We start from the raw sequence: 21,468 nt of genomic DNA on the forward strand, positions 1-21,468 counted from the left end.
TTTTCAACCAGTTATGTTTATTTTAAAATTGATATTACTCATTTCATAAAAAAATCCTGCTGAATTGCAGGACTATTAAATAATTTTGAATTGAAGTTTTACCAGATTTTAATTCTTTCTTCCGGCTTTTTATATAATTTGTCGCCTTCTTTAACATCAAAAGCTTTATAGAAAGCATCTGTATTAACCAATGGTCCAAAGCTTCTATAAAAACCAGGAGAATGCGGATCAGTTTTAACCTGATTGGTTAGATACTTGTCCGTTGATAAAGTTCTCCAAACTGTAGCCCAACTCAAGAAAAATCTTTGATCTGGTGTATAACCGTCAATCTTACCAGGATTGCCTTTATCCTTCAGATACATCTGTAATGCATCATAGGCAATATTAACCCCGCCTAAGTCTGCAATATTCTCACCATTAGTGAAAGTACCATTCACATGGACATCTTTTGCTGGTTCATATTTATCATATTGTGCAGCCAAGCTTTTAGTTGCTTTTTCAAAATTAGTTTTATCTTCAGCAGTCCACCAATCCGTTAGGTTTCCGTCACCGTCAAACTGAGCGCCACTGTCATCAAAACCGTGAGTCATCTCGTGACCGATAACCGCCCCAATACCTCCAAAGTTAACAGCAGCATCGGCTCCGGGATTAAAGAATGGTGACTGAAGAATAGCAGCAGGAAAAACGATTTCGTTATTCACAGGATTATAATAGGCATTTACCGTTTGTGGAGACATTCCCCATTCTGTTTTATCAACAGGCTTACCTACTTTTTCCAATTCTTTGGTATAATGCCAGCTCTCTACATTTTGCAGGTTAGAATACAAAGTTCCTCCGTCTTTTTCAGACTTAAGATTCAGCTTAGAATAATCTTTCCATTTGTCAGGGTAAGCGATTTTCACTGTGAACTTGTTTAACTTATCAAGTGCTTTCTGCTTAGTTGTAGAAGACATCCATGTTAACCCATTGATATGTACACCAAAACTTTTCTTTAGATAATCGATATAAGTCATCATCTGAGCCTTAGCTTCCGGTGTGAAATATTTATCAACATACACTTTTCCAAAAGCTTCCCCAAGAACGCCATTAATTAGAGATAAAGCTCTCTTGTTCAAGGCTCTTTGTTCTTGCTGACCCTGTAGATACTTGCTATAGAAATCAAACTTAAGATCATCCATTTTCTGATTAAGATAACCAGCACTGCCCGATGTCAAATGGAACTTCATATAATCCTTAATCAAAGGAATATTTTTTTCCGTTAAAAAAGTATCAAGATTTTTATAATAGTTCAGTTCCCCAATGATTACTTTATCGGTATTAACACCAACCTCAGCAAGATATCTTGGAAGATCCACACTTTTTACAAGAGTTTTTAGCTCAGGCAAAGTCTTTGGATTATACTGCAGGTTCGCATCACGGATCTGTTCGTTGGTTAATAATGTTTTTGCCATTTTCTTTTCAAAATCAACAATCTGCCCTGCAACAACATCCGCATTTTTGTAACCAATCTCTGATAACACCTTCGCTACGTACTTTTTATATTCTGCAATGGTTTCTGTATTTTTTGCAGATTCTTTCTGGTAATAATCTCTCCCAAGACCAAAAGAAGCATCACCCAGATAAACGGCATTCATTTTAGAATTCTTAAGATCTCCGTCAACTCCCCAATCATAAAAAGGATTCTCTCCTCTTCTCGTAGCTTCTACCAGATATTTTTGCAGATCAGCAAGATTTTTAATCGCATCAATTTTTGCAAGATCTGCTTTGATAGGATTAAGCCCGTCTGCATTACGCTTCTTCATATCCATGTAAGTTTCGTAAAGTGCCTGGATCTTTTGTCCTTCAGATCCGGCAGCAAATTTTTCTTTCAATATGTTATCCAACAATCCTAAAGAATTATTATCAGTAGTTTCTCTTAACTGATTAAAAGAGCCCCAGCTTGGCTTATCTGCAGGAATTTTTGCAGTTTTCATCCAGGTTCCGTTAACGTAATTGTAGAAATCATCTTGCGGACGCACTGATGTGTCCATGTAATTAAGCTCCAAAGCAGCTTGTTTGGTTTGTGCAAAAGCAACATTAAATAATGAAGTTAACATCAATGCACTGAAAGAGATCTTTTTCATTTTTTGAAATATGATATTTGGTCTAATATGTATCAAATAAAACCTATTTGTTACAACAGAAAAATTAAAATTATAATCCTTAAAAATAACAATTAATGATATTATAAATTCTTTTTAATCAATGAATTACTAAGTACATTACCATATAGTAAAACTTCCCTTATTTATTTTTTCATATAATTTATTTAATCTTTAGGATTTTTCTAGTCAGAATCATACTTTTACAATAAAAACATAATTTAATTTCTTTACAGATGCATCATAATTTATTATTGATTCTCGCATTACTTTTCTCTGTTTTCATGATGGTAATGGTAGCAAAAAAAATGAACATCGCCTATCCTATCTTCTTAGTTTTGGCAGGATTGATTATCAGTCTTTTACCTGGAATCCCCGAAATAGAATTAGACCCGGAACTGGTTTTTCTCATTTTTCTCCCTCCATTGTTATACGAAGCCGCCTGGTACACTTCCTGGAATGACTTTTGGAAATGGAAAAGACCAATCGCCTTGTTAGCTTTTGGACTTGTTTTTGCCACATCTTTGATTGTCGCTTATCTTTCTCAGGCTATAATTCCAGGATTCACATTAGCACTTGGTTTTTTGTTAGGCGGGATAGTTTCGCCACCAGATGCCGTTGCTGCAACATCTGTCCTAAAAGGGCTGCCTGTTCCTAAAAGAATTCTCAGCATTCTGGAAGGTGAAAGTCTTGTTAATGATGCATCATCATTAATTGTATTTAGATTTGCATTAGCTGCGATTCTTACCGGATCTTTCTCTATGCATGAAGCTGTGGGACAATTCTTCTTAGTTGCAGGGATGGGAATTGTTGTAGGATTAGCAGGAGCAGGTATAATGTACCTTATCCACAGATTCCTACCTACAACATCAGCAATTGACGCTGCCTTAACAATCATGACTCCTTATATTTTATATCTTGGTGCGGAGCAATTCCACTTTTCCGGTGTAATGGCAGTTGTAACCGGCGGACTCTTTATCTCATACAGATCTCACGAGATTTTCAAAAACGGAAATACACGACTCAATATGTTGGGCGTTTGGACTACAGTAATTTTCGTAATGAACGCGATGGTCTTTATATTGATCGGATTATCACTTCCCGCAATTATTCATGGGTTAGAAGAAGCATCATTGATTCAGGGAATCAAATATGGGGTTATCATAAGCGCTGTGGTAATTGTAATTCGATTTTTATGGGTTTATCCTGCTGCTTTTGTCCCGAGATGGCTGTTCAAATCTGTCAGAAAAGAGCAATCACCGGGCTGGAAAGGGCCTCTTGTAATCGGCTGGGCCGGCATGCGAGGTGTGGTTTCTCTGGCTACAGCATTATCAATACCATTTACAATGTCAGATGGGACAGCATTTCCACATAGAAATTTGATTTTATTAATTACATTCATTGTTATTTTCATCACATTGGTGATACAAGGCCTTAGTTTACCTTTTCTTGTTAAAAAGCTTGATATTCCATCAATGGATACTGTTTTGCCGCAAGAACAGCAGGAAGCCCAGATACAAATCAGACTAAACAGACTGGCTCTGAATCATATCAACACCAATTATTCTGAAATCATCAATAACAGCAATCTTTTGAAAAACTATCATTCTCAGATTTCTATTGAAACCGAAAACACGGAAAACCAATTGGATCTTTTGGAATGTAATCATTGTACGACTCAGGAGATTGATAAATATGAAGAAATTTTAAAGGAAATATACGCCAAGCAAAGACTTGAAATCTTCCAGATGAGACGTGAAAAGTATTATGATGATGAGGAAATCCGGAAAGCAGAATTACAGCTTGATCTCAATGATCTTAAAATAAACCCCAATTTTCATTGATAAGAAAAGAGCTAAGTTTTTAGCTCTTTTTTTAACTTATGAAGAAATCGCATGATGTTACAAATTCGCGGAACAAAGAAATAACAGTTATTATATTCAATAAAGTATATATAATTGTCTCTTTGTTCAGGAAATAAAATGCTGGAGATAAATTGCTTATTAATTGCAATAAAAACAGCAATTATTTAGAAAAAAACAGACAAAGAAGTCACCGCCGTAAAACTATCATTTTCCGATTTTTTGTTTCTATTGATAAAAATAGCATCCCTGTTATTAAGATTTCTGACTTCTGTTCGCCAAAGCAAATTAGACAAAATCTGATAATCAAAATTTAAAGAATAACCGAACATTTGAAATCCGTTTTGAGTTCCTGTTGTTATTTTTACTCCATTTTTATCATCATAATATTCACCGCGTGCTGCAATACTGAGTTTTTCCGTTGGTGAATATTTAGCAATCAAAATCGGAGTGTACCAGATATTGTAAGAATTACTTCCCTTATATTTTTGTTCAGCTCCCAAATCAAAACCGGCTCTTACCGCCCATTTGTTATTAATTTTATAGATTCCGTAGAGGTTGTGAAAATACCGCATTTGCCGGATGCTGTCTGGCTTGTCATTTCCGATGAATGAACTGCTGTTGATGGTCAATTTTTCATTCGCCATATAAGTTAACTGATGGCCAAAAGACGGACTACTGTTTCCATCAACCTGCTGAATTCTTTGCCATCCGTTGACAATCAAACCGCTCATCAGCCATTTTCCATTGTCCGTTGTATAAGAGATTTTTGCTCCGGTTTCAAAATAAGGCGAATTTTCTGCTGCAATACTTCTTGTCAAAGTCCAGTTGTCTTTTACTATAGCACTTTCAAAACCAATATGAGAAGGAAAAATTCCGGCATCGATCCAGATGTTTTTATTCTTTGAAATTTTAAAACCGATGTTGGCTTCATAAATATTTTTTAGAGCACCCTGTTCTTCGGAGTAATTGGCAATCATATAAGTTCCTGTTGCTAAAGCAAGATTAGCGCGGAGTTTTTCAGTTTCATAATTGGCTTTAATGAATGCTAAATTGATATTAACTTCATTATTCCGATGGTGACTGTAAATAAAACCCGGACGTGAATTATTTTCCGGGTTGTTAGAATCATATTGATAATAAACTTCCGCAAATCCGCTTATTTTAAGCGAATAGTCCTTAGTTTCCTGCGCAGATATAATCCACACAGACAAAAATGAAATAAATGATATTAGTTTTTTCATTTAAAACTCATCTCTCAAACTATTAATTACTATTTCTTTTCACTACCAGAGAAAAAAGCAAAAGCATAATTCAGCTGGATAGCGATAATGACTCCAATACTCAGATACGGATTAATAAAACAAAGCAATGCTCCAAAGAAATATAATGCCTGCGCTACCAGAATCCTTCTCCTGATTGGCTCATAGACCATATTTCTGGTCTCTTCTGTGATTAAGCCTTTCCTGTCGGCATATGTCCAGTTGATATAAAGGAATATTCCCAGCAGCAAAATATTAAGCCAATACAATAGAATAGAAAATTTAAAATTGATGTGATCGCCCAGAAAAGCGGTTGAAAAAGGCAATGTAGATACAAAAAGCAGGAAAAGCAGGTTGATCCAGATAAGATTTCTGTCACTTTTCTCAATATGACGGAACTGTGCCGACTGCCCTACCCAGAAGATTCCGGCTGTCATAAAACTTAAGAAGTAAACCAGGAATTTCGGCATCAGAGCGAAGAAAGCGTGCATCAGATCGCCTTCCGTCTCGTGGCCTTCCAACTCCGGAACTTTGATCTCTAATACGAGAAGGGTCATTGCCACGCCAAAAACGGCATCGCTGATAGCATTAATACGCTCAGCACTCTGGCCGGCAAGTTTATTATAACTTAATTTCATTTTTTATGTTTTTGGGATTTAAAAATTAACTCTTAAAAAAGGTCCGATATTGAAGTCTTTGTGAGAACTTTTGCCATGTTCTTCAACTTCTACACCTACACCAAAACCGATTTTTTCATTGTATTGAGCACCAAGTTTAAGCTGTTGTGTGCTGAATGCGTGACCGTGATCATAATTGATGGCCGTTCTTGCCTCCAGCCTGGTAACGAGTCTCCATTTTTCGCTCAGTTCCGGCAGATAGCCTAAAACTACAAGAAGTTGTGCATCCGGATCTTTGGTAATGGCAGTAGAAAGATTGGTATAAACCAGCCATTTTTCACTTTCTCTCAGATACTGAACTCCAAGCCTTGCACTGAACGGATAATGAGAAGTCGCATACGTTCCGGCGGTAATACCGAAATGGTTCTTGAAATTGTAAGCAAAGATGTTGTAATTTACAAATCCCGGATGTTCTGTTTCATATTCCTGGAGATGCATTTCGCTTCGGGAAATAACAGTCCAACGCGCATCTTTGTCTATAGGTTCCAGGAAAAAGAATTCGGAGGTTAATCCTTTATGTCCGGCTAGCACATCTATATAAACCTGTGACTGAGCATTTATTTTCCCAAATATCAGCATAAAAAATACCGATAATAAAAGTAGTTTTTTGTTCATTTTTAATGAATGATTTTTAGTTATTGTGTTATTTATTGGTCGTTGTTAATAGAAATCCAGTCTAATGAATGATCCAACCACATATAAATCCTTTCTTTATCAAGAGAGGATTTAATGATTAAATTATTTTAATATTCTTAAAAATTAATGGGCTTGCCCGATGTCCAGACGGTCGAATTTGCCATCAGAATTCTGATGAAATCTGAAGAATACCTTAAAAGTTCCCCATTTTCCAGCCTTGAAATTTCCGGTAATATCTTTCCCGTCATTTTCAACAGAATCTATAGTAAGGAATTTTTCTTCGCCACAAGCTTCTTTTACAAACGCCTGAAAACCTCTCGGGTTTCCATCATCCGTCATTGTAGGATTAGCTGTAAAATAGGATAAGAAAGTTTTGCTGTCACCGTTTTGCCACGCTGTCATTACAGCATTCACAGTTGGGTTGGTAATTTTTGATAAGTCCATAGTTTGTTGTGTTTTTTTAAGGGTTAGATTTTTATTTTCAGATAATTTCTGTGTTTTTTCTGTTTTATTCTGCGCGCAGGCTGTTACAGAACAGAATACCAATGCTGAAAGGTTTGCAAATAATATTTTTTTCATCATTTGTGTTTTTAGAATTAATTAAGCACTCTTCAAAGGATGCTGAAGATAGATTATCAACAGATTAAGCAGCAGAAATGGAAGCTCAATCATTACACCTTTAAAGTCTTTATCCAATAAATGAAAACAGATAATCAGCAAAATTCCTGCTGCCATAAGGAAATTTCCCCAGACAAAAGTTTTTGGGAAAAGAATTAATACAGCTGCAAGAATAGTAACTGACCCGTTAATCATCAGTCCGGTTTTGCCAAATCCCCATTTTTCAAACATTTCCATCATCTCAGGTTTTCCGAAAAACATAGCATATCCTTGTTTGAAGCCCATAAAAACGGCAACCAGAATTAGAATTCCATTTATAATTTTAAGTATCATCGTAATTAATTTTTTAAGTTTTTAGTAATGAATGCAGAATACATTGTTCCGCCAAAAACAGATTTTCTTTCGCCTATTTTTTCAACCTTTGAATATCCGAATTGACTGAATAATAACTTCAACTGAACAAAAGGGATTGGATACGGCTCCCACTGGTTCGGAACCGAATGGTCGTATTCTACAATGATCCATCTTCCGTTTCCTTGCTCAAAATATCCTTCCAGCTTTTGAATTAACCTTACCTTATTTTTTACAAAATGCAGTGCATTGGCTAAAAGAATCCCATCCAGAGAAGGAATATTCAAATCATTATTTTCAAAATCGGCCTGTTTAAAATCAATTTTTGATTGATGATAACGTTCTGAAAATTCTTGTCGAATTCTGTCAACAGCAAATATTTTACTTTCCGTTGATAATTTTTCGGCCAAGGCATAAGTAAAGGTTCCGCTTCCACAACCTAAGTCTGCCCATATTTCAGGCTGGGTTGAGTTCAATTCTGGTAGCAACAATTTAGCTTCGCTGATCTCCATAAAATAAAAGTTGGGAATAGAAGCTTTTCCAATTCCCAACTTTGAAAGAGCTTATGATTACTTTATTACCTTGTCGTGTATCCGCCGTTAGCAAAGATCGTCTGACCGGTAATCCACCATCCGTCAGTTACTAAAAACTCTACCAATGGGGCAATATCTTTGATATCGGTAAGACCACCTAATGCGGAAGCAGACTTGTGATAAGCCACAGCATCATCAGCTTCCTGACCATAGAAAAATGGCGTATCCATTGGTCCGGGCGCAACTGCTGTTACAGAAATACCTCTGGCTCCGAATTCTTTAGAAGCCGCTCTTGTGAAGTGCTCTACTGGCGCTTTCATTCCAGCATACGTAGAATAAAGACCTGTGTAAGCCGCAAGAAGAGACGTTACAATCGTACAGATTTTCCCGTGATCAGCTACTTTTTTACCAGCTTCCTGCAGGAAGAAATACGCCACTTTCGAATTGATGTCCGACATTGTATCGTATTCTTTTTCTGTAGTTTCGGTAAAAGGCTTTTTTAATACCATCCCAACCGTATTGATAGCAATATCAATAGTTCCGAACTTACTGATGGTTTCGTCGAAGAATTTAGTTATGTTTTCAACTTTCGTAAGGTCAGCCTGAAATAAAAAAGCTTCTGCACCTAAAGCCTGAACGTCGGCCAAAGTTTTTTCGCTTTCTGCTCTTGAACCCTCACTATTGTAATGAATTGCTAGTTTTGCACCTTTAGCAGCAAAGTCTCTGCTTAATAATCCTCCAAGATTTTTACCACCTCCGGCAATAAGGACCACTTTCCCTTTCACATCGTGTTTTGACATATTACTTATTATTAATTATTAACAATACAAATATGAAAATTTACAGTTATTAAAGCATGGTGAACTTTTCGGATGTTAGAATAATTTCGGAAATCATTACATTGTTTTTCTGAATTGTCCCGGAGTTATCCCCGTCCATTTTTTGAAAAATTTTGAAAAGTTAGAGGGATCATAAGTCAATGATAATGAAATCTGTGCAATAGAAGTTTCTTTATTCTTCAATAATTCTTTAGCTTTAGAAATGATTTTCTCATCATAAAAATGGCAAGGATGCTTACCCATTTCTTTCTTTATCGTATCCGTCAAGTGTTGGTGGGAAATGGCAAGTTCGGAAGCAATCTGATTAAGTTCCATAAACTCTGAAGCTTTCCCTTCAATAACATCTGAGATATGCTGATCTAAAAATTGAAAATATTGTAGTGTAATTTCTTTACTTCGGGAGTTGGCTTGAGTTTTTTTTCCATTCATTTGTGCTTTATTAATAAAATATATAAAAAAACAGTCCTTATATAATATATAAGGACTGTTTTTGCGATCCGGACGGGACTTGAACTTTTTCAAAAAACACCGTATCGATAAGCTTTATAACGTTCTCTTATTTTTAGGTCACCGAATAGGTCACTTTTATAAACAAGATTTAAATCGTCGGTTTAACTTCTGCAAATATATGTCTTTTTTTAGTTTTTCCAAAGAAAAGACGATTTTTGATTACTAAATTTTACTAAAACACAGACTATCAAGATAAAAATTTTATGTTCATTAGATTTATCATTATAGACTAAAGCGATATAAATAAAATTAATATCCGAAATTCCGTCATTATATTTCGTGATAATTGTTTTTGTTTAAAACAGAGACTACTTTCTTTCAGATATTATTCTAAAATAAACTTCTTTGGGAAACTTGTAATCTCTTCTATCTCAAAATACTCATCAAATTCTTCCTTGGGTTTAGTTTCGTAGAAATGAATTATTTTACTGAAAAAAGATTCTAAGTTGGGTGCAATGACATTACGGTCATTGTCAGCGTGCCAAAATTCTATCAATTGTCCATTTTGTTCTGTGAAAATCCCTTTTAAATCATAACAAATACTGTCTCCTCCTCCATTTTCGAAAATTGGAACCCAGTTCTCATTCCACCAATTTTCAATTTCAAAATCATAACCAATCATTAACGTCAACTCAGATGCACTATCAAGTGCCTGATGCAAAGGAATAAACATAGAATTGTTAACAAAAGCTTCATAGCAAGTGGCTTTTTGCCCGTTTTTCCATTTATAAAGTATTCGTAAATCTTTCGGGATTGTAATTTTGTAATACTTTTCCAATTTGTCCAACTGAGGATCGTCTAAAGGTTCATTAAGTTCCAGGTAATAATCCGGTCTTAGTGTTGATATATATTTATCTAATATTTGAATTAATTCTTCCATATGTTTTTGTTTAAAATAACATTATTTCTAATCATTAGCCAAATTAACAAGTAGTATATGATTAATTTTTCATACACTATTGATATTTCATTTTCAAATAAATAAGCTTCGAAATAGTTAAATTTACGCTTTATTATTACCAATCGTATCTATTTAAGAACCTGTCAATAGAATAAATTCATTTAAATGAGAAATGCCTACAGCGGTTACACCTATCAAAAACATATAACGCAACTTTTACTATCTATAATGGATGTAGAGCGGAATATTTCAAAAATTGAAATAGAAGCGAAAGTTGATGACAATTTTGATGATTTATTAGTACATATAAATAATGAGCAATATAGTTTTCAGATTAAGGATTTTGAGGATGTAACTTTAGAACAACTTATTATTGAAGACGAAAATTTGATAATTAGAGGTAAAGCTCATAAACTTTCAAAGAACAAAAACATTGTTTTTTTCAAGAATATTGATATCGTTCCTAATGCAAAAGTCTTAGATTTTGATTGTTTTAAAAACTACAATTTGTATGTAATATCAATGAGTCGTACTGATGTAGATTTCTTCATTGATGATTTATACAATGGAAACTTAAATAGGAAATTTGAAATTGAAAATTATTTAAGTAAAACATTAGATAACAGAGTATGGATGATTGACAGATCTGATCTTCCTAGCTTAAAAACGTATAGCACAGACTTGCAACAAGAATCGATAAAAATTAATCATACACTTGTTGAATTTGATAAACTATTATTAATTGAAGGCAAACCTGGAGTTGGGAAAAGTCATTTTGTAAATTCACTTGTTGAGATATATCCTCTAAATATATTATACCGATTTTGGGTAGGAAATCAGGAATCAGATTATCAAGAGAGATTAAAATTTCAAAATTTTCTACAAGATTTAAATATAAAACTGTTTCACGATCTAAAAACCAGAGAAATTTCTGATTTATTAAAAGAGATTGAAAGAAAAAAACTAACACTCATAATCGACGGTTTAGACCATATCGAAAATTACAATAATAATGAGCTACATAGATTTTTAAATTTCATCGAACAACTCAAAGAGCACTGCAAAGTTATCGTACTATCAAGACCCTTGGCAGCTAAGTTAGATTGGCAAAAACAAATTTTGGAAAATTGGAATAAAAAACAAACCGAGTTTGTCTTGGAAGAATTATTTCATATTACAGATTTCAATACTCAGAGAGAAATTTTCTATTTGACCCAAGGATACCCTATTCTCGTAAAGTATGTTACAGAATTTCATAAACTGAATAAAAAGCTTCCAGAAACAGGTCAACTTCAAGATATTGACAGTTTTTATGAAGGCATAATCAAAAATGAGAAAGGAAAATATTCTCTTTCTATTTTCTTATGCACGAATTCTTATTTAATGTATTCAGAATTACACCTCTTTTTAGGGGAAGCTAAATATTATGTTGAGGAGTTCATAGATGAACATCCTTATCTATTTGAGATCAAACTAAACAGAGTTTCTTTGTTTCACGATAGTTTCAATACCTTTTTGCGTAATAAGTCAGCCAATTACAAAGCACTAAATGACAAAGCCACCGACTTAGTATATGATTCAATAATTAGCTTAGATAAAAGATTTCTTTCAAGGTTTTCTTTATTTAAACTAAACAATCAACAGCGAAAAGAAATAGCCAAAAAATTTAGTAACATAACCACTTTTGAAGAAATAATAAAAGGCAGTATAGATATTGAAGCAATACGGACTTTCTATTTTGATTTAAGAGATTGTATGTCTAACTATAAGTTTGACGATTTTGAAACCTCACATTATTACGATTTATCGCTTATCATAAATCTTATTTACAGAGATCACACTTCAACGCCAGACGGCTTTCTTTATACTTATACACAATCACTATTATTTAACGGCTATACTGAAGAGGATATAACTAGTTCAGGATATTTATTTTCAATGCTATTTTATGTAAAAACAAATGATCCAATTTTGCTTTACAACAAAGTATCAAATGATAATTACTCAACCGACCATTTTCATCTACGATTAGAAGGAGATGTTGATAAAGAAGAATATTTCTTTATACGAAATGACAAAGTTATTACTAAAACGAAAATGCTTGAACTTCTAAAAAACAATCGATACTTCAGTGATTATTTGAAATGGTTTATGGAAAATCTGTTTATTCATCAAAAGAGATATAAAGGACTTGAAGAGTTAAGTGACTCACTCGATATTTTTCTGGAAGGTTTTGAATCAAAAGGTGCAATTAAATTAGCTAAGTTTTTAGATAAATATCCTGATTCTTATTATTACGCTAACTGGTATTTGAATGATGTGAAAAAGAATTTAATCGCTGCAGGTTATGAGGTTAGTAAGAATGAAAAGAATGAATATAATTATTTATCATTGGAAGAACTCATCTTAAAAAATAAAGAAATAGGAAGTTTCAATTTAGGTAACAAAATTCACGAATATGTTAGATTGTCCTTACATCGCAAGCAGAAAATAGACCTAGCGAGTATTTCGTTGTTCTGGACTAAATATTATAACAGAAAAGATTATACATTATATGGCTTACCAAAAGCATTAAAAGCACTTCATAAAAATAATTTTTTGACACTGAATGAATGCATATTTACTATTACAAAAATCCAAGATATTTCTGAGAAGGGATATCGATATTTACTTGGGGAATTTATAGAATTATATCAGCCCTACGAAATTATGACTTGCATTGAAAAGCTTAACTTAAACAATCTTTCATTACAATGGTTTCTGCTCCCCACTGAATACATTGATTCCTTTTCAAATAAAGTGTATAAGTTCGCTATCAATCAGTTATTGAAAGCCAATAGAACCGAATCAATTTCAATTGATGAGATAAGAAATGGTTTACTTTCTACTCGATTAAAAGATATTGAACTGGAATTTAGTATTACTAAAACAAAAATAAGAGTAGAAAAATCAGACGACATCATTAAAAAACTAAAAAATTCTAAAATCTTGTTTCAGGTATATGTCGATAGAGAAAAAGATAGGTACAAGGAGACAAGTGAGGAAAGGCTTAATAAAGGTTATATGCGTCTTAGTGATTTGGATTTAATTAAAAATAAAAAAATAAGCCTTGTAGATTCATCTAAGCTTGCAGATGGTGAGTCATCATCTTTGGCTTATACAGAACTATTTGAGATATATGAAAAAAAGGATGTTACTAATAATTTCAACGAAATATTATACAATGCAATAATTGGGAAAACTTGGAGAGGAGAATATAGTTATTTGCTATATTACACCTCTGGGCACATCTTATATATGATTGAAAAGTATCGAAGTAAAAATGAATTTGAAGAAGCTGTGAAAAGTTTTAAAATATTCATTCAACTATCATTAATCGAAATTAATTGGTGCAAGTAAGAGGTTAAAACATTAAGAAATTCAAATTTTGCTAATTTTATTTTGTGTAATAAAAATATAATTGAACATACAAAATGTTGCAATCGCACCGAAGGTATGCCATAAAAAATGTGTTCCAAAACTAAACGATTGCCATTTATCTGCAATACGAAAAGTAAGTGCAAAAGCAAAAGATAATAAAGCAATTCCTACCCATTTACCAGCTTTCCATTTAGTATGAATCAAATAACGCAGTACTGAAAAAAGCACAAAAGAAGCCATTATTGCATAATTTATATTGATGAAAAGAGAAGTATTATTTATCAAAATCCAATTTCTCAAAGCTAACATCAGTGATAAATATACAAGAACCAATAAAACAGCATAATACCATTTGGTACTTTGGGCTACAAAATAAAATCCGGCAGATAAACATAGCAACATAATGGGTATCCAATCCATTATAATAAATACTGACCATTGCCTGAATAAATGATAAATCGTTCCACCTATAGCACCGATATATAATAAAACCAAGCAGTATATTAAAAAAGGATATTCTTTAAAATTACCTTTAATTTTAATTGTCCAAAAAATTGCTAAGGCTAAAAAAAACACAGCAGTTATTGCATTTAATGGCTCAGGGAAAAGCTGAGCCATATTTGTTTCTTTATACAACATTCCTCCATCAGGAGGTATTTGATTTACTGGCATAGTGTGACTTTATATTACTTTTTATGGTATCGTAGAGTAAAACTTAAGAAGCAAGCATAAGCTCTTCAATCTTAGTCATTAATCAAATATTTTTTATCTGCGAAAATTAATTCTTTTAAAGATAGAAAAAACTCTAGCAAGAATATGTTTGAATGTACTATGAATCATAAAATAAAATCTAATACATGGAAATATATAGTAGCCTAAATTAAACACTTGTTGTAAAGGTGCTTAGATATACTTTCAGTCAAAAAAAACAAAACCCTTAATTAATTCAAGGGTTTTGTATATTTTTTCATCAAAATCACTTACGAATTCTTTCTCTTCAGATTATAGATAGTCACAGGATTATAAACCAAAGGAATATGCTCAATCTCCACATCATTTCTATCAAGACCAAAAGCATCCTCGTCTTTCTGTGCCCATCTTTTTAAGAAGAAGTATGAGTTTAAGACAACTCCTTCCTGCAAAGCAAATTCATTTTCCACAGAGAGATACTTTTCTACAACTATGAATTTGAAATCTATGGTTGGATTGTACTTCGTGCTTCCATTATTTCTTAAATGCAGATTTAATTCTTTTTCAGCGATTAAATCATCAATGATTTTCTCAAAATAAAGTTCGGTTTTAGGCTGTATTCGGAAACCAATATTGACCACAATTTTAATGACCTTATCATCTACAAGTTCGGAAACTTCGTAATCTAAAGTATAAGGATGATTAGTGCGGTTTATATGGAAAAACCAATAGACATCAGCTCTTTTAGGCTTTTTATTGAAAATCGATTTGATTGTGATTTCTTCAATCTGGTCTCTCCTATCGGCTTTCGTCAGATAAATTAAATGGGTTGTATATTTTGGAATAGATTCGTCATTGCTCAATTCTACAATCTTCGAAGCGTATTTGCCTAAATCAACAAACTTCGTATATCGATTATTTATTTTTCTACCGTAGTAGCTGACATACATTACAAACAGAAATATAAGTCCTATAAATACGGTTACATAACCGCCTTCCTGAAATTTAATAATGTTGGCAACAAAAAACGAAATCTCAATAATTGCGAAAGTGCCTAATAAAAGAAGAATAAAGATTTTATTCCATTTAAGTTTATATACCAAGAAATAAGAAAGCAAGAACGTGGTCATCATCATTGCTACAGTTATGGCAAGACCATAAGCTGCTTCCATTCTTGAGGATGTTTGGAAATAAAGAATGACCAAAATACATCCTATCCACAATAAGTTATTGACACTTGGTATATAGATTTGACCTTTACTCTCTGTAGGTTGTTTAATAGCAACTCTTTGCCAAAAATTTAAACTGATAGCTTCGTTAATGAGCGTAAAAGAACCACTGATTAACGCCTGAGAAGCAACAATTGCCGCTAAAGTAGAAATCAATACACCAGGAATAATAAACCAACTCGGCATCATTTCAAAAAATGGATTTCTTCCGTCTAAAGTGGGACTTCCTTGATGAAGCAGCCAAGCTGCCTGTCCAAGATAATTTGTAATTAAAGCAATTTTTACAAAAATCCAAGTGATTCGGATATTTTCTCTTCCGCAATGTCCTAAATCAGAGTAAAGCGCTTCTGCTCCTGTAGTACATAAGAATACGGCACCCAATAACCAAAATCCCTGGGGATATTTTGTAAGAAGTTCATAAGCATAATATGGGTTAAGTGCTTTTACGACTGAAGGATAATGAACAATTTGGCTAATACCTAAAACTAAAAGAACTGTAAACCACAAGGTCATTATTGGACCAAATGCTTTACCTACACTTTGAGTTCCGAATCTCTGCAAAAAGAAAACCACAGAAATCACAAGAACAACAATAGGCACAACAGGAACGTGACCTATGGCTTTAATCATTTCAAGACCTTCAATTGCGGAGGTTACAGAAACAGCGGGTGTAATCATTCCGTCTGCTAACAATGCCGCAGCTCCTACCATTGTAGGGATAATCATTTTTTTTCCATATCGTCTTACCAAAGAATACAATGAAAAAATACCACCTTCTCCCTGATTGTCAGCTTTCAATGTAAGCCAGACATATTTTACTGTTGTCTGAAGAACTAATGTCCAGAAGACACAGGAAACGCCTCCCAAAACTAACATTTCGGAAATTTCTCTTGTTCCGATTATGGCTTTAAAGGTATAAAGTGGACTCGTCCCGATATCTCCATAGATGATACCGAGAGCGACAACTAAAGAAGGTAAAGTGACTTTAGCAGCTGTTTCATTTTTCATAAAACTAGTTTTAATTTGAAAAACAAAATTCAGCTAAATTCCGTTGGTAAAATATAAAAAAGCCTAGTGGAAGTATAAAGATTATATAAAGAAAATTTAGGCTTCTCGAACAAATCTGTAGCCGATACTGTTTTCTGTAATAATATATTGAGGTGTGAGTGGATTATCTTCTATTTTTTTTCTCAACGTTCCTACAAACACTCTTAAATATTGAGTTTCTTTCTGAGAATTAATTCCCCAGACTTCACGAAGTAAAAATTGATGCGTCAAAACTCTACCTTGATTTCTGGCAAAAACCGAAAATAGATTGTATTCAGTTGATGTTAATTTTATGAATTCTCCATCTTTTTGTACGGTTCTGTAAACCAAATTTATTTCAAGATTGCCGATTTTCAGAATAGATTCATCATTTTCTAAATCGTTCCTTCTCACGGCAGCTCTTATTCTTGCCTGCAATTCTGCTGTTCGGAAAGGTTTTGTAAGATAGTCTGTCGCACCATTATCCAAAGCTAAAACAATATCATCTTCATCATTTACCGCCGACAAAATAATAATGGATTTATTGTACCATTGTCTCAATTCTTTCAAAACCTCGTGTCCCGATTTATCAGGAAGACACAAGTCAAGAATGATTAATTCAGGTTGATTGCTTGCAACGAGTTGTAAACCTTGCTGTGCATTTTGAGCGCCTGTAAATCTATAGCCGTTACTTTCAAATATAATCTGAAGAAGTTTTAAAATTTGAGGTTCGTCGTCTATGGCTAATATTTCAATTTTATTCATTTTTCAAACTATTTAAATAAGAGAATTCTGCAGGAATACAGACTGTAAAACAACAACCTTTATTTTCGTTACAAGTTAAATTCACACTACCTCCCTGAGCTTCAGCAAAACCTTTTACGATAGATAATCCCAATCCACTTCCTATAACACCTTTACCAGATAATCTTTTGAATTTTTCAAAAACATTAGTGGTTTCGTTTTCAGGAATTCCTTCTCCGTTATCTTTTATGATGATATATAGTTTCTCTTCGGAAAACTGAGTTTCAACCTCAATAACACATCCGTTATCTGTATATTTTACAGCGTTATGTAAAAGATTCATCAAGATTTGGTCTAGAAAACCTCTATCCGTCTTCACAAGCGGAAAGTTTTCTTTATAATCAAATTTAACAATGTGAGTCTGACTTAAATTTACTCTCTGAATAGCCGAAAAAACAAGTTCGTTGACATCGCACCAATCTTTTTTAGGTTGAAGCATTCCGCTTTCCAGACGGCTCATATTCAAAATATTCTCAACCTGTCTGTTTAATCTTATCGATGCTATTTCTATATCGTTGTACAAATCAATGATTTGTTCATTACTCAAAATGTCAGAATTTTCCTTTAAAGTATCAACAGTCCCAACAATCGCAGATATTGGAGTTTTGAGTTCGTGCGAAAGAGAATTGAGAAGTGTGTTGTAAAGTTTTATCGTCTTTTCTTTTTCGTCTTTATCTCTTGCTTTTTTCTCTACTTTTTTGATTTTGTAAGTTAAAACACCATTCAAAAGCGCTACAAAAAAATAAGACAGAAAGAAAAGTAAATCTTCGGTACTGCTAATGTCTAAAGTAAAAGCTGGCTCAATAAAGAAATAGTTCCAGATTAAAGCACTTAAAATAGCAGACAAAAGCACAGGCAAAATATCCGAAATCATTGCAATGACAGATACAGTCAACAACAAGATAAGCGCCGCAATTCTGTAATTAATCTGGTCTTTGAACAAATAGCACAACACAGATACTGTCAAAACAATAAATATATTAACGCTGTATTGACCTCCAAAAATCTTAAAGTGTTTTTTCAAACTTTAAATTCTATTAATTATAAGTTTCAAAATTAATGGAATTTAATGAGTAATCAAGACCACAACTTCATTTAGTACAACTTCATTATTACTGATTACGCTTTCAAATCAAAGGCAAATGTACTCCCCGCTCCATACTCACTTTTCACCGTAATTTCTCCACCTTGCGCTTCAATAAATTCTTTGCTGATGCTTAATCCTAGACCAGTTCCTTCTTTCTTGCTTCCAGGAACTCGGAAATAGCGGTCGAAGATTTTGGATAAATATTGAGGCGCAATTCCTTGTCCTGTATCGGTAACTGAAAACTGAACTTTATCTTCAATTTTTCTAACATTAATTTTAATATTCGAATTTTCATATGAATAACGGATTGCGTTTGAAAGTAGATTATTAAGAACCCAAGCCGTTTTTTCGTTGTCTGCCAAAACCGTTGACAAACCTTCTTCAACATCGATTTTGAAATGAATGTGTTTTTGTTCAGCAGAAGACTTGTTAGCATCAACGGCGTATTCAATAATTTTACTGATGCTTGATTCTTTCATATTCAACTGTATAGAACCACTTTCAACTTGGGTAATATTCAGCAATTCTCCTGTTATTTTCAATAAGCGATTGGAGTCGTCTCTGATTCCGTTGACAAGGTTCTTTTGTTCACTATTTAAAGTTCCAATCTGGTCGTTTTCCAGTAATTGCAATCCCATTTGAATAGACGAAATAGGTGTTTTGAATTCGTGAGAAACCGTACCTAAAAAATTGGTTTTTGCTAAATCTAATTCTTTGAAAGGCGTAATATTTCTAAGCATAATCACTTGTCCAATAAAACGGCTCTGCTGTTCTCCCGTCGGAATAATATTGATGTCAACAATCTCTTTCTCAAAGTAACTTTCCTTTCCATCAGCATAGATTTTCATTGGTTCTTTTTCAAGATTTGATTTTTCCGAGACAATCACATCTTTTATAATATCTCTCACCAAATCATTGGCTACAGCAACGTCCTGAATCAATTTTCCTACAAAATTTTCTTTCTTAAGTCCTGTAATTTTCAAAGCTTCATCGTTCACAAAAAGAACTTTTCTGTCTTCATCAATACCGATTACAGGGTCGTGCATATTATCAATCAAAGTTTCGATACGTTTTTTTCCTCTGATGATTTTATCGAGCCTACTTTCAGAATATTCCTGAAGTTTTTCTGCCATTGTATTGAATGAAGTTGCCAAATCTCCAAACTCACTTCGGCTTTCAAAATGTACCCGTTCTTTATAGTTTTGATTCGCAATCTGCTTGATACTTTCCGTAAGACTTTTAATTGGGTCTGCAATGTTTGAAGGGAGATTAACCATTAGAATAAAAGCAATAATGAAGCATACCATTCCTACTGAAGAAATCACAATAATCGCATTTTTTGCCGTTGAATCTGCTACTGTACTTTTATGCTCAATCGCACTCATATTAATCTGCATCAACTCAGCAAGGTCTTTCCTGATTGAGGTTTGAAGTCCGAGATTGGCAGAATCTTTTTTCAAAGCTTCGAAATGAACAGCAACATTATCCGTAGCTTCCCTTTCCCCGGGCTCGGTTACGTTTTTTTGCTGTTGTTTAAGATGTTTTTCAAAAACACTGAAAGCTAATGGGTCAGAATTGATTTCCTCCAAAGCCAGCAACATATTTCTGGAATATTGAAGCGTGTTGTAATTGGCTTTCAGAATATTATTGGTATCTTTTTTAAGCTGATTGATGTACCAACCGCTCAAAACTGACAATACCAATATCATCATAAAAAGCAGTCCGACACCTATATTGAGTTTAGTTTTTATTTTCATTACGACAAAATTACTAAGTCTATATTTTCCTGAGATAATTTATTAAGCAAAGTATTGAAAGTATCGGTTGCCAGAATAATCTTCCACAAATTCAAATGAGGTTTTCCGATGCAGACCGTTGTGATTTTTCGTTCTTCACATTGTTCCATTATGGCGTGAGCTACTTTTGTATCTTCTACTTTAATGATTTCTGCGCCTAATTCTGTAGCTAATTTAAAGTTATTAATCAAATGCCTTTGCTTATCCAAAGCTATTTTATCCGAACTTTCTCTTGGAATCTGAACATACAAAAGGTACCACGAACTGTTGTAATAATTGGCTAATCTGGCTGTTTTTCTGATGACATTTTTTGCAGTTTTTTCATTGGAACTGATGCAAGCCAGAAATTTTTCTTTTTTGACGGATTTATGAATTGTCACTTCAGTTTCCACTTTTCTCGTCACCTGTGACGCAACTTCTCTCAAGGCTAACTCACGGAGCTGAAGAATATTTTCAGATTTAAAAAAATTATTGAGCGCGGAGTTGATTTTGGATTGGTCGTAAATTTTTCCTGCTTTCAAACGGTCAATCAATTCTTCTGAAGTCAGGTCGATATTCACAACCTCATCTGCCTGAGCCAAAACATTATCGGGAATACGCTCCTGAACTTCAATATTGGTAATCATTTTCACATCTTCATTCAGACTTTCGATATGCTGAATATTGACTGCACTGATGACATTAATTCCCGAATCCAGAATATCTATTACATCTTGCCAGCGTTTTTCGTTTTTGCTTCCTTCAATGTTGGTGTGAGCCAATTCATCCACAATCACAACTTCGGGACGAAGATTTATAACCGCCTGAACGTCTAATTCTTCCAGCTCTTTTCCTTTGTAGAATAATGTTCTTCTTGGAATAATCGGAAGTCCGTCCAATAAAGCGTGCGTTTCTTTACGATGATGCGTTTCGATATATCCGATTTTCACATCAATTCCGCTTGTTAAAAGAGCGTGTGCTTCCTGCAACATACGATACGTTTTTCCTACTCCGGCGCTCATTCCGATGTAGATTTTGAATTTTCCTCGTCTTGATTTTTTTATCAGATTGAGAAAGTCCTGTGCAGAATTTCCGTCTTGCGACATA

General features: G+C 33.7%; 18 protein-coding genes. 2 read left to right on the forward strand and 16 right to left on the reverse strand.

The annotated features are described in order from the left end of the window. Positions 1-98: 98 nt before the first annotated feature. Complete coding sequence (locus tag AC5P2S_RS14330; protein ID WP_494555354.1) at positions 99-2,123, reverse strand: M13 family metallopeptidase; 2,025 nt, start codon at positions 2,121-2,123, stop codon at positions 99-101. A 254-nt stretch (positions 2,124-2,377) separates the two neighbouring features. Here AC5P2S_RS14330 and AC5P2S_RS14335 point away from each other — a divergent pair, with 254 nt between their 5' ends. Beyond that, a complete protein-coding gene (locus AC5P2S_RS14335) occupies positions 2,378-3,985 on the forward strand; it encodes a Na+/H+ antiporter (protein ID WP_494555355.1) in 1,608 nt (535 codons plus the stop codon). A 185-nt stretch (positions 3,986-4,170) separates the two neighbouring features. Here AC5P2S_RS14335 and AC5P2S_RS14340 read toward each other — a convergent pair whose 3' ends face one another. The 9 genes from AC5P2S_RS14340 to AC5P2S_RS14380 form a co-directional block, all read right to left on the reverse strand. Then, the gene (locus tag AC5P2S_RS14340; RefSeq protein WP_494555356.1) at positions 4,171-5,247 is read right to left on the reverse strand and encodes a porin; all 1,077 of its coding nucleotides are present in this window, start codon (positions 5,245-5,247) and stop codon (positions 4,171-4,173) included. Positions 5,248-5,276: 29 nt separating this feature from the next. Continuing rightward, a complete protein-coding gene (locus AC5P2S_RS14345; protein ID WP_494555357.1) occupies positions 5,277-5,903 on the reverse strand; it encodes a TMEM175 family protein in 627 nt (208 codons plus the stop codon). An 18-nt stretch (positions 5,904-5,921) separates the two neighbouring features. Then, positions 5,922-6,557 carry a hypothetical protein gene (locus tag AC5P2S_RS14350; protein ID WP_283417110.1) on the reverse strand — a complete coding sequence of 212 codons (636 nt, stop codon included), beginning with the start codon at positions 6,555-6,557 and terminating at the stop codon, positions 5,922-5,924. A gap of 144 nt (positions 6,558-6,701) precedes the next feature. Further along, positions 6,702-7,157 carry a hypothetical protein gene (locus AC5P2S_RS14355; RefSeq protein ID WP_494555358.1) on the reverse strand — a complete coding sequence of 152 codons (456 nt, stop codon included), beginning with the start codon at positions 7,155-7,157 and terminating at the stop codon, positions 6,702-6,704. A gap of 21 nt (positions 7,158-7,178) precedes the next feature. Continuing rightward, positions 7,179-7,529 carry a DoxX family protein gene (locus tag AC5P2S_RS14360; RefSeq protein ID WP_494555359.1) on the reverse strand — a complete coding sequence of 117 codons (351 nt, stop codon included), beginning with the start codon at positions 7,527-7,529 and terminating at the stop codon, positions 7,179-7,181. A 5-nt stretch (positions 7,530-7,534) separates the two neighbouring features. Beyond that, positions 7,535-8,059: a class I SAM-dependent methyltransferase gene (locus tag AC5P2S_RS14365; RefSeq protein WP_494555360.1), complete on the reverse strand. Its 525-nt coding sequence runs from the start codon at positions 8,057-8,059 to the stop codon at positions 7,535-7,537. Positions 8,060-8,124: 65 nt separating this feature from the next. Continuing rightward, positions 8,125-8,880: an SDR family oxidoreductase gene (locus AC5P2S_RS14370; RefSeq protein ID WP_283417106.1), complete on the reverse strand. Its 756-nt coding sequence runs from the start codon at positions 8,878-8,880 to the stop codon at positions 8,125-8,127. Positions 8,881-8,976: 96 nt separating this feature from the next. Next, entirely contained in the window at positions 8,977-9,348 is a 372-nt protein-coding gene (locus AC5P2S_RS14375; protein WP_494555361.1) for a helix-turn-helix domain-containing protein, read from the reverse strand. Positions 9,349-9,754: 406 nt separating this feature from the next. Then, the gene (locus AC5P2S_RS14380) at positions 9,755-10,309 is read right to left on the reverse strand and encodes an SMI1/KNR4 family protein (RefSeq protein ID WP_494555362.1); all 555 of its coding nucleotides are present in this window, start codon (positions 10,307-10,309) and stop codon (positions 9,755-9,757) included. Between the two features lie 186 nt (positions 10,310-10,495). On the opposite strand from AC5P2S_RS14380, the gene AC5P2S_RS14385 reads away from it, so the two are divergent. Then, positions 10,496-13,729, forward strand: coding sequence for a hypothetical protein (locus tag AC5P2S_RS14385; RefSeq protein ID WP_494555363.1), 3,234 nt, complete (start codon positions 10,496-10,498; stop codon positions 13,727-13,729). A 21-nt stretch (positions 13,730-13,750) separates the two neighbouring features. Here the strand turns inward: AC5P2S_RS14385 and AC5P2S_RS14390 are convergent, their stop codons facing one another. The 6 genes from AC5P2S_RS14390 to AC5P2S_RS14415 form a co-directional block, all read right to left on the reverse strand. Further along, complete coding sequence (locus tag AC5P2S_RS14390; protein WP_494555364.1) at positions 13,751-14,422, reverse strand: hypothetical protein; 672 nt, start codon at positions 14,420-14,422, stop codon at positions 13,751-13,753. Positions 14,423-14,730: 308 nt separating this feature from the next. Then, a complete protein-coding gene (locus AC5P2S_RS14395; RefSeq protein WP_494555365.1) occupies positions 14,731-16,677 on the reverse strand; it encodes a KUP/HAK/KT family potassium transporter in 1,947 nt (648 codons plus the stop codon). A gap of 96 nt (positions 16,678-16,773) precedes the next feature. Beyond that, positions 16,774-17,460: a response regulator gene (locus AC5P2S_RS14400; RefSeq protein ID WP_494555366.1), complete on the reverse strand. Its 687-nt coding sequence runs from the start codon at positions 17,458-17,460 to the stop codon at positions 16,774-16,776. After that, the gene (locus AC5P2S_RS14405; RefSeq protein WP_494555367.1) at positions 17,453-18,523 is read right to left on the reverse strand and encodes a sensor histidine kinase; all 1,071 of its coding nucleotides are present in this window, start codon (positions 18,521-18,523) and stop codon (positions 17,453-17,455) included. Before AC5P2S_RS14405 ends, AC5P2S_RS14400 begins: the two co-directional genes overlap by 8 nt. Positions 18,524-18,618: 95 nt before the next feature. Then, positions 18,619-20,343, reverse strand: coding sequence for an ATP-binding protein (locus tag AC5P2S_RS14410; RefSeq protein ID WP_494555368.1), 1,725 nt, complete (start codon positions 20,341-20,343; stop codon positions 18,619-18,621). Next, positions 20,343-21,467, reverse strand: coding sequence for a sensor protein KdpD (locus AC5P2S_RS14415; RefSeq protein WP_494555369.1), 1,125 nt, complete (start codon positions 21,465-21,467; stop codon positions 20,343-20,345). Before AC5P2S_RS14415 ends, AC5P2S_RS14410 begins: the two co-directional genes overlap by 1 nt. Position 21,468 lies beyond the last annotated feature (1 nt).

The sequence above is a fragment of the Epilithonimonas sp. 33E genome (genome assembly GCF_059372615.1).

Excerpts from the sequence above, each read along its gene's own strand:
- AC5P2S_RS14330 (WP_494555354.1), bottom strand. The coding sequence starts at position 2,123 with ATGAAAAAGATCTCTTTCAGTGCATTGATGTTAACTTCATTATTTAAT.
- AC5P2S_RS14335 (WP_494555355.1), top strand. The coding sequence starts at position 2,378 with ATGCATCATAATTTATTATTGATTCTCGCATTACTTTTCTCTGTTTTC.
- AC5P2S_RS14340 (WP_494555356.1), bottom strand. The coding sequence starts at position 5,247 with ATGAAAAAACTAATATCATTTATTTCATTTTTGTCTGTGTGGATTATA.
- AC5P2S_RS14345 (WP_494555357.1), bottom strand. The coding sequence starts at position 5,903 with ATGAAATTAAGTTATAATAAACTTGCCGGCCAGAGTGCTGAGCGTATT.
- AC5P2S_RS14350 (WP_283417110.1), bottom strand. The coding sequence starts at position 6,557 with ATGAACAAAAAACTACTTTTATTATCGGTATTTTTTATGCTGATATTT.
- AC5P2S_RS14355 (WP_494555358.1), bottom strand. The coding sequence starts at position 7,157 with ATGAAAAAAATATTATTTGCAAACCTTTCAGCATTGGTATTCTGTTCT.
- AC5P2S_RS14360 (WP_494555359.1), bottom strand. The coding sequence starts at position 7,529 with ATGATACTTAAAATTATAAATGGAATTCTAATTCTGGTTGCCGTTTTT.
- AC5P2S_RS14365 (WP_494555360.1), bottom strand. The coding sequence starts at position 8,059 with ATGGAGATCAGCGAAGCTAAATTGTTGCTACCAGAATTGAACTCAACC.
- AC5P2S_RS14370 (WP_283417106.1), bottom strand. The coding sequence starts at position 8,880 with ATGTCAAAACACGATGTGAAAGGGAAAGTGGTCCTTATTGCCGGAGGT.
- AC5P2S_RS14375 (WP_494555361.1), bottom strand. The coding sequence starts at position 9,348 with ATGAATGGAAAAAAAACTCAAGCCAACTCCCGAAGTAAAGAAATTACA.
- AC5P2S_RS14380 (WP_494555362.1), bottom strand. The coding sequence starts at position 10,309 with ATGGAAGAATTAATTCAAATATTAGATAAATATATATCAACACTAAGA.
- AC5P2S_RS14385 (WP_494555363.1), top strand. The coding sequence starts at position 10,496 with ATGAGAAATGCCTACAGCGGTTACACCTATCAAAAACATATAACGCAA.
- AC5P2S_RS14390 (WP_494555364.1), bottom strand. The coding sequence starts at position 14,422 with ATGCCAGTAAATCAAATACCTCCTGATGGAGGAATGTTGTATAAAGAA.
- AC5P2S_RS14395 (WP_494555365.1), bottom strand. The coding sequence starts at position 16,677 with ATGAAAAATGAAACAGCTGCTAAAGTCACTTTACCTTCTTTAGTTGTC.
- AC5P2S_RS14400 (WP_494555366.1), bottom strand. The coding sequence starts at position 17,460 with ATGAATAAAATTGAAATATTAGCCATAGACGACGAACCTCAAATTTTA.
- AC5P2S_RS14410 (WP_494555368.1), bottom strand. The coding sequence starts at position 20,343 with ATGAAAATAAAAACTAAACTCAATATAGGTGTCGGACTGCTTTTTATG.
- AC5P2S_RS14415 (WP_494555369.1), bottom strand. The coding sequence starts at position 21,467 with ATGTCGCAAGACGGAAATTCTGCACAGGACTTTCTCAATCTGATAAAA.